The organism is Aminobacter sp. P4_D5 (genome assembly GCF_056401815.1).
In genome coordinates, this window is sequence record NZ_JBFUIP010000665.1 from 1 (window position 1) to 731 (window position 731).

The 731-nt window shown below is 67.1% G+C and carries 2 protein-coding genes; one reads left to right on the plus strand and one right to left on the minus strand.

What is annotated here, in order from left to right; genetic code table 11:
* Positions 1–418, plus strand: a 418-nt coding sequence (locus tag AC1DWF_RS34200; RefSeq protein ID WP_476842926.1) for an RraA family protein, incomplete at its 5' end; no start/stop codon positions are given.
* 81 nt (positions 419–499) lie between these two features.
* On the opposite strand, the gene AC1DWF_RS34205 is transcribed toward AC1DWF_RS34200, so the two are convergent.
* Positions 500–715 (minus strand): cold-shock protein, encoded by a 216-nt coding sequence (locus AC1DWF_RS34205; RefSeq protein WP_476842927.1) that lies wholly within the window; start codon positions 713–715, stop codon positions 500–502.
* Positions 716–731 lie beyond the last annotated feature (16 nt).

A 731-nucleotide genomic window follows, 5' to 3' on the forward strand; every position in this document is an offset into this window, starting at 1 on the left:
CGGCAATGGCGACCTCTCGGTGGGTATCATGGGCGACCTGATGCTCGGCCACGCGACGCAGCGGAAGATCGGCGGCGTGATCGTGGATGGCGCGGTGCGCGACATCGCCTCGCTCGCGAAGATGGACCTCGGCGTCTGGGCGCGCGGCCACAATCCGGGAGGTCCGTTCAAAGATGGGCCGGGCGAGATCGGCTACCCCGTCTCCTGCGGCAGCCAGGTTGTGATGGCGGGTGACCTCGTCTGCTGCGACGAGGACGGCATCGTGGTGGTGCCCTTCGCCGATGCGGAGAAGGTGATCGCCGAAGCCGAGAAGCACCAGGCCAAGGAGATCCAGGCCGAGAAGGACATCCAGGCTGGCACCTGGCCGCGCGACTGGGTGATGGCGAGCCTGAAGGAGAAGGGCTGCGAGGGGGCCTGAGACCCCAAGAGAAAGGCCTCCCCCGAGTACCCGCGGGAGGCCTTCCGCATTCCGGCGCGAGGAGGCCAAGCCTCCCCTGCCTCAGACCTTGAGGTTGACSGCGGMGGTCTTGCCGCGCTCYTCSGTSAGGTCGAASGWMACCKRCTGSCCGTCMTTGAGGCCCTGSAGSCCCGCAGCCTGSACGGCSGTGATGTGSACGAACACGTCSKWGCCGCCGCCGGCSGGSGWRATGAAGCCGTARCCCTTGGTGGCGTTGAACCATTTCACGGTGCCAGTGGCCATCCGCTGTCTCCTCATCGATGCGACGGAGAGT